Source organism: Paenibacillus sp. Root52 (assembly GCF_001426865.1).
In the GTDB taxonomy this organism is placed as follows: domain Bacteria; phylum Bacillota; class Bacilli; order Paenibacillales; family Paenibacillaceae; genus Paenibacillus.
This window is the reverse complement of record NZ_LMFO01000018.1, coordinates 57893-64136: the sequence shown is the minus strand read 5'-3', so window position 1 is coordinate 64136 and position 6244 is coordinate 57893. Positions and strand designations below refer to the sequence as shown.

The following is a 6244-nucleotide window of genomic DNA, read 5'->3' as shown; positions in this document are numbered from 1 at the left end:
GCCAGCGTTCGTCCTGAGCCAGGATCAAACTCTCCAATAAAGTATTGAAAAGAGCGATTAGCTCATTTTGAAACTGACGAGATTAAAAATCTCATTTGTGCTTCGAAATCATCCAGTCCGAAGACATGTACCGATTTCTCAGCGTCGATCTTGCAAGCAAGATCGTTACTCACTCGTTGTTCAGTTTTCAAAGATCAAACTTGAATGAAGTTACTCATTTTTGTGTCAACCACTTTTTCAGCGGCGACTTTTATAATGTATCATGTTACCGAAGTTTTTGCAAGTACTTTTTTTATAACTTTTCAAACTCTTCATTTCAGCACTTGTTTCGGTGAACTTGTCCTAAAAAAGGAACGAAAATTAATTTATCATATATATCAGAAACGGTCAACCCTTTTTCGACATTTTATTTCATTGCTCTTCCCTATCATCATGTAGAGGTACAGCGTTAGCTATACATGCCGCACCCCTTTTATCCTAATAACCGGTGATTGACTATGAGCACAACATTCATGGCTTTGATTTTTTTAGTTTTCCGCCCCTCGCGTACTTGGATAACTCTTTAGGCGGAGCAAAACGTGCATACATCCGAAATACCGTTTTGTAGCGACTCGCGATAGCGTATTTGATTTCTTGGTCAAGACGGTTATCACTCAGGTCAAATAACATTTCATCAAGCTCTTTGCGAAGTACATAGTCTAGCTCCTTGCATTCCTTATCATTAAACAGCATACCCAGCATTAGAGTTCTCCTTTTTCTGCATATGGATAATACGCGCTCATGTGTAGTTGTCTGATGTAATACACCTCTAGCAAACAGACGTTTATCGAATCGCGTAAGGTTAGCAGCACAACCCCAATCATATTAACGTTGAGGCTGTACCTGAACCCGTTTTATTGTTATGGTCAACTTTCAGAAAAATTATGAATGTCATTCCATACAAATTTATCCTCGGACGATGCTGTAGGTAATGGTGCTCTCAATGATCGCTGCAACGAACAACAAAATAATGATCCAGCAAGATGCTGTCAACGTCCTACGCAGAAACACTTCCCACTGCTTACCAAGCAAGTGTCTCTTTGATCCACCTAGCTGCATGAGACTTTTGGAAGCTAATCCCCCAAACTTTAGACCGAACGCACAAGCAATAATGATCACTGGTATTTCGATAATCCCATGCGGGAGTAATCCTTTAATAACGATATCATAGAAACTTGCTCCATAATTCATCGTGGTGTGCACAAGGAACCCAATAACCATTCCGTTGATCAGTAGAAAAATTATCGGTAGAATGCCAAAGAATATACCGGCATAGATCACAAGTACGCTTTTAATCGCATTGTTGAAGAAAATAAACAGGAAGAAGTTTAATTGCACATTCCCCCCTTGCTCCAAGCGCTCACTGACTTCTCTTAACCCCCCAATTTGATTCAAAAGTAATTCTTCTAGGGGCCCGGTGCTCACCCACCCTACACTAATGCCAATCACAAATAGTGCGACCGACCAGATTAAAGCATTCCGGATGGAACCCAGATCTTTCAGAAATGTACTAAATTTAAGCATAACAACCTCCTAAGTAAACTAACTTAATGGACAAACAAACATCATATACGAATAACTAAGCAGTACGAGCATACATTGGAGAGTAAACAAGCATTTCTTATGGGAGAGGGGCGCTTATTGAAATGAACTCGTTCTATGTATTTAGCGGCAAAAAGATCAAACGTTACCTGATTGTGCTGGCTGCTGCCGTGTTTGCTATCGGAATAATCTATCTGGAGAGCGGCAACGTTTCTGTGTTCTCAGAGGATACACCTTCTGCAGTCTACAGTGTACCAACCGAAAAAAAAGTAATTGCACTTACGTTTGACATTAGCTGGGGGGATAAGCGAACAGAGCCCATTCTAAAAGTGCTAAAAGAGAACAAGATCGAAAAGGCTACCTTCTTCCTCTCCTCACCATGGAGTAAAACACATCCTGAAATTGTTACCTCAATCAAGGAAGCTGGATATGAAATCGGCAGCCATGGACACAGACACGAAAACTATAGCAGCCTGACAGAGGAAGAGATCCGTAAGGAAATTTCGACAGCTCATAGCATTTTAACCGATTTAACGGGCAAAGAACCGAATTTGTTACGTCTACCCAACGGGGATTTTGACAAACGTGTTCTCCAGGTTGCGAGTAGTTTGAACTACCAAGTCGTACAATGGGATACCGATTCTCAAGATTGGAAAAATCCAGGTGTACAGACCATTGTTGATCGTGTAGTCAGCAAAGCTCATCCAGGAGATATCGTTCTATTGCATGCTAGTGACTCCTCTAAACAAACGCATGAAGCCTTACCTGTAATCATCGATAAACTTCGAAATCAGGGATATGAGTTTGTCACTGTTTCCGAATTGTTGAATCACTCCAGCACCAAGGGTTCAGAGGTGCGAGATCAAGCCAGTGCACAATAATACGCCACCAAAGTTATGTCTAACATCAATGTACTGCTCAAGTATTACAATAACTGCAATGACGTTATAGATCAAAATTACACATCGCACGCTATTCGTGCAAATGAAAAGAGCTAACCATCGTTAGCTCTTTTTGGAGTTTATTTTTATAACAAAATCATCCCTCTGCTTACTTCACGCCTGCTCTACCTTTCCAGTAACAGCTCGATCGGCAGATGCATCTACCAATTTGTGCAAGATCAGCATTTGGTATGCATTACACATTAACAAGGGAACCACAATAAATATGGTCGCTGCATTTGAATCGATGCGTAATACTCCAATCGTCTCTACCGCTGTAACGGCAATCATAAAGAAAAGGGTCGGCACAAGTGCAGAAATGTTTGTTTGCTTGACCTTTACGTAAGCGGTAACAATTGCTGCTGCCAAAATAATGAGTCCAAGGACAATATCGGATATGGGCTCTCGTCCCTCCCCCACAAACAAACGCAAGAACATCACATCAAGCAAAGCTAGTACCGTTAATATAATCTGAACAATTTGCCAGCCGCGTTTGGGAAACACACCCTTACCCATATAATTCAAAATTAAATATGCAAAGAAGCCCATCTGCGAATATACGCTAATCATAATACCGGAGCCAAACAGAATGAGCAGATATAACATAAAATCAGCAATTCCATTCGTTTTTTCTCCATTTAACAACATCATCATTAATCCTGTTATTAATGATCCCACCGCACCGATCAACAACGCGGTCCAAAATAGGAAAAACCATTTCCGTAAATTCAAATGTTTTCCACCCCCGAGACTTTATTTTACCAACCTTCTCAGTAAAAAACCATCTCAGATCAACATATTTACTGCTTTCTCATCACATACTACATCCAGTATCTAATCAAGGAGGGGTTGTGCACATGAAACGGCCATTGTGGCAGTTATGTTGTGTCCTATTTGGGCTATCCGTCCTGCTCGCCGGCTGCGGCTCTGATCAGAATTATTCGCCTCCTCAGGGCAGTTATAAAGAGATGAAAACCATGGTGGTGGACATCCTCAAAAGTGATGAGGGTAAAAAAGCAGTGGAAGAAGCCCTTACTGGTCAAAGTTCTTCTGGCGGCGGTGGAGAAGGTGGCGGCTCTGAGCAAGGCGGTGGTGGCGGTTCTGGTACGATCGGTATGAAAATGCTGATGCCTATGCAATCACAGGAACAGATTCGTGTTGCGGTAAAGGATACCATAACAGCTCCAGAATACAAAAAAGAATTCGAGAAAATTATGACCGATCCACAGTTTGCAGGTGAGTTCGCCAAAGTGGTCAATTCACAAAGCAAGCAATTACACATGGAACTGATTAAAGATCCAACGTACCAAAAATCCATCTCAGATATTATGAAATCTCCTGAAGTTTCCAAAATGTTCATGGATATGACCAAAACCCCTGATTATCGTAAGCAAACAATGACCGTCATGCAAGAAGTGATGCAAAACCCTTTATTCCGCATGGAAGTTCTAACTTTGTTAAAAAAAGTTGTTCAGGATGAGCTTCAACCTAAAGTGGAAAGTGGCGGCGCACAGAAGGATGACCAGCAACAGCAGCAAGAAGGTCAAGGGCAAGATGGTGGCGGTTCAGACGATGGAGGCAGCGGTGACTCTGGTGGCGAATCATAGAAATACTGTGTTAAATGGTATCGTATGAATTAAACGGTTATGTATGATCAAAAGCCCCGCATCTATAGATGCAGGGCTTTTATTCGTAGCTGTCGCTTCTGACAAAGGGAACTTCGAACTTAGTAATGAAAATTTAGAATTTAGTTTCAATCTCTTTAGCGATCTCTGCGTAGATCGCACCAATGCTTGTATCTGCTTTATACACAGATGGCGAGAAGTCCGGCTCAGAGATATGGTTCTCTGGTGCTCCAAGTGGAATCTGAGCTAGTAGATTAGTATGCAAGCTTTCAGCAAGCTGTCCACCGCCTCCACGTCCAAACACATAGTCCTTCTCACCACAGCTTCCACATTCGTAATAGGCCATATTCTCGACGACACCAAGCAGCTCGTGTTCGGTCTGAATAGCCATTGCTCCTGCGCGTGCCGCAACAAAAGCAGCTGTTGCATGTGGCGTTGTGACGATGATCTCTTTGCTATGGGGTATCATCTGATGTACATCCAACGCAACGTCACCTGTTCCTGGAGGTAAATCAAGCAGCATGTAATCGAGTTCTCCCCAATTCACATCAGTAAAAAATTGACGAAGCATACGACCTAACATAGGGCCGCGCCAGATTACAGGATTGTTCTCACGGATAAAGAATCCCATCGACATAACTTTAACACCGAATCGTTCTACCGGCTGAATAACCCCATCCTCTACTACAGGATATTCTTCAATCCCCATCATGTCCGGTACACTGAAGCCATATATGTCAGCATCAATTAAGCCGACCTTTTTGCCTTGACGAGCCAGAGCGACTGCTAAGTTCACTGTCACAGTGGATTTACCAACGCCACCCTTACCACTTGCAATTGCAATGTAACGTACACCCGATTCAGGGCTCAACAACTCGTGTCCACCTAAACCTGCTGCGTGGCCTTTGACGAGAACTTCTTCGTCACTTGGGTCTTGTTGAATATCACCTTCTGAAAGGTTCTGACGTTCATGCTCAGACGCTGCCCTAAAGCGAATATGTACATCCTCTATTCCATGCTGGGACAAAAGATTACGTGCAGCATCACTTAGAGCTGTTGTATCCTCAGGCTGGTTGTCCAACGTCACGAATGTAATGGCTACATGATGTTCTTTCACCATAACATCGCGAACCCACTGCAGTTCGGTCAGACTAACTCCCAATTGTGGTTCTTGTAATGGTTGCAATAGTTCAAGTATCTGTTCTTTTGATAACATCAGACAGCACCTCAGCTTTATCTATTGGCATGTATTAGGTATGCTGTATCAATTATATCATTACGAGTCTAATTGTGACTAACTTTTAGGGCGTTCTCCTGAGGAATATCGCAGAATCCCGTTATAGATGGAGGCCGCAACTTTGCGCTGGTACGTTTCATCTGCAAGCATTCGCGCCTCTTCTGGATGAGAGAGGAAGCCTACTTCCACTAGAGCAGAGGGTATCTTTAATGCCTGAAGTAAGTAAACCGTATTTACCGTTTTGGCGATGCGATCTGTATTTTCCAGATTCCTTATCATCTCTTGCTGAAGCAGATTTGCAAATCCTTCATTGTCAACATGGTTTGGTGTATAAAATACCTGTGCCCCGCTCCATCGATTAGAAGGAACGCTATTCATATGAATGCTAATAAACAGATCTGCTTGCTTGTCCTCAATCCGTCTAACTCGTTGTTTTAGATCTTCTGTTTTACGTTTGGAGTAACCTCTTGTATCCGCTTCTGCAAGATCCGTGTCGATCTCTCGTGTCATAACGACCAATGCACCCGCTTGTTGTAAGTAGTCCCGCACATATAAGGCGATGGAAAGGTTAATATCTTTCTCAATTACCCCCTGCTTACTGACAGCTCCCCCATCTGGACCACCGTGCCCGGCATCAATTGCGATAACTTTGCCAGCAAGAGGCAAGCTCCAATATCCAGAAGTCTTGGATGAAGGAATCTCATACGTAGCTACACCTACTAACATTGCTAACAAACAAAGACTCAGCAGCACTCTCTTCACTGTACGTAGACGTATCCATACTACAAAATGCTTTCCCCTATTTTTACGCATAAAAAAACCACCTCGCCCCTATAAATGACTCTAATCATCTATATGGG

7 protein-coding genes are annotated in these 6244 nt (G+C 42.6%); 2 read left to right on the top strand and 5 right to left on the bottom strand.

All coding sequences use genetic code 11. The annotated features are described in order from the left end of the window. Nucleotides 1–510 precede the first annotated feature (510 nt). Together ASD24_RS16755 and ASD24_RS16750 are read right to left on the bottom strand one after the other, a co-directional pair. Nucleotides 511–741: a hypothetical protein gene (locus ASD24_RS16755; protein ID WP_056697767.1), complete on the bottom strand. Its 231-nt coding sequence runs from the start codon at nucleotides 739–741 to the stop codon at nucleotides 511–513. Between the two features lie 204 nt (nucleotides 742–945). Beyond that, nucleotides 946–1563 (bottom strand): stage II sporulation protein M, encoded by a 618-nt coding sequence (locus tag ASD24_RS16750; RefSeq protein WP_056697764.1) that lies wholly within the window; start codon nucleotides 1561–1563, stop codon nucleotides 946–948. A 122-nt stretch (nucleotides 1564–1685) separates the two neighbouring features. On the opposite strand from ASD24_RS16750, the gene pdaB reads away from it, so the two are divergent. Next, nucleotides 1686–2462 carry a polysaccharide deacetylase family sporulation protein PdaB gene (gene pdaB / locus ASD24_RS16745; RefSeq protein WP_056697763.1) on the top strand — a complete coding sequence of 259 codons (777 nt, stop codon included), beginning with the start codon at nucleotides 1686–1688 and terminating at the stop codon, nucleotides 2460–2462. 174 nt (nucleotides 2463–2636) lie between these two features. Here pdaB and ASD24_RS16740 read toward each other — a convergent pair whose 3' ends face one another. Then, nucleotides 2637–3254, bottom strand: a complete 618-nt coding sequence (locus tag ASD24_RS16740) for a KinB-signaling pathway activation protein (protein ID WP_056697760.1) — start codon at nucleotides 3252–3254, stop codon at nucleotides 2637–2639. 125 nt (nucleotides 3255–3379) lie between these two features. On the opposite strand from ASD24_RS16740, the gene gerD reads away from it, so the two are divergent. Further along, the gene (gene gerD / locus ASD24_RS16735; protein WP_056697758.1) at nucleotides 3380–4129 is read left to right on the top strand and encodes a spore germination lipoprotein GerD; all 750 of its coding nucleotides are present in this window, start codon (nucleotides 3380–3382) and stop codon (nucleotides 4127–4129) included. A gap of 133 nt (nucleotides 4130–4262) precedes the next feature. On the opposite strand, the gene ASD24_RS16730 is transcribed toward gerD, so the two are convergent. Further along, nucleotides 4263–5363 carry an Mrp/NBP35 family ATP-binding protein gene (locus tag ASD24_RS16730; protein WP_056697755.1) on the bottom strand — a complete coding sequence of 367 codons (1101 nt, stop codon included), beginning with the start codon at nucleotides 5361–5363 and terminating at the stop codon, nucleotides 4263–4265. A 78-nt stretch (nucleotides 5364–5441) separates the two neighbouring features. Further along, nucleotides 5442–6197: an N-acetylmuramoyl-L-alanine amidase CwlD gene (cwlD, locus tag ASD24_RS16725; RefSeq protein ID WP_056697750.1), complete on the bottom strand. Its 756-nt coding sequence runs from the start codon at nucleotides 6195–6197 to the stop codon at nucleotides 5442–5444. Nucleotides 6198–6244 lie beyond the last annotated feature (47 nt).